Raw genomic sequence first — 651 nt, 5'->3', positions numbered from 1 at the left:
GTTGTCCGCCGACAGCGTCACGCCGACCCATTTGCCGAAATTCGGCGAACTGCGGCGAATGTCTACCGCCACGTCGAATACTTCGCCTTCGACCACGCGCACGAGCTTGCCCTGCGCATGCTGGATTTGATAGTGCAGCCCGCGCAGCACACCCTTCGCCGAGCGCGAATGGTTGTCCTGCACGAACTCGACGCCCGGCTCGACCTGCTCCGCGAACTCGCGCCCGTTGAAGCTTTCGTAGAAGTACCCGCGCGCATCGCCGAATACCTTCGGCTCGATGATTTTGACTTCGGGCAGTGCCGTAGCAGTTACCGTGATGGCCATGCAACCTGATCCGTAAGAATGTTCAGCAGATATTTGCCGTAGCCGTTCTTCGCCAGCGGCTGCGCCAATTTCTGCACTTGTTCCGCGTCGATCCAGTGGCGGCGGTATGCGATTTCCTCGGGGCACGCGACCACCAGCCCTTGCCGCTTCTGCAGCGTCGCGATGAAGCTCGCCGCTTCGATCAGCGAATCGTGCGTGCCGGTGTCGAGCCATGCGTAGCCGCGGCCCATGATCTCGACGTTCAGCGTGCCATCGGCGAGGTAGCGCGAATTGACGTCGGTGATTTCCAGTTCACCACGCGCGGACGGCTTGATGTCGGCCGCGATG

General features: G+C 61.6%; 2 protein-coding genes. Both read right to left on the bottom strand.

Annotated elements, in window-relative coordinates:
• Positions 1–324 (bottom strand): dTDP-4-dehydrorhamnose 3,5-epimerase (gene rfbC, locus HMPREF3115_RS14145; RefSeq protein WP_256276201.1); only part of this gene is annotated, 324 nt, incomplete at its 3' end.
• Positions 309–651 (bottom strand): sugar phosphate nucleotidyltransferase (locus HMPREF3115_RS14140; RefSeq protein WP_256276200.1); only part of this gene is annotated, 343 nt, incomplete at its 5' end. The genes rfbC and HMPREF3115_RS14140, both read right to left, overlap by 16 nt.

This window comes from Burkholderia sp. HMSC10F09, from assembly GCF_001806955.1.
GTDB classification, from domain to species: Bacteria; Pseudomonadota; Gammaproteobacteria; order Burkholderiales; family Burkholderiaceae; genus Burkholderia; species Burkholderia multivorans.
This window is presented reverse-complemented; position numbering and strand designations above follow the sequence as displayed.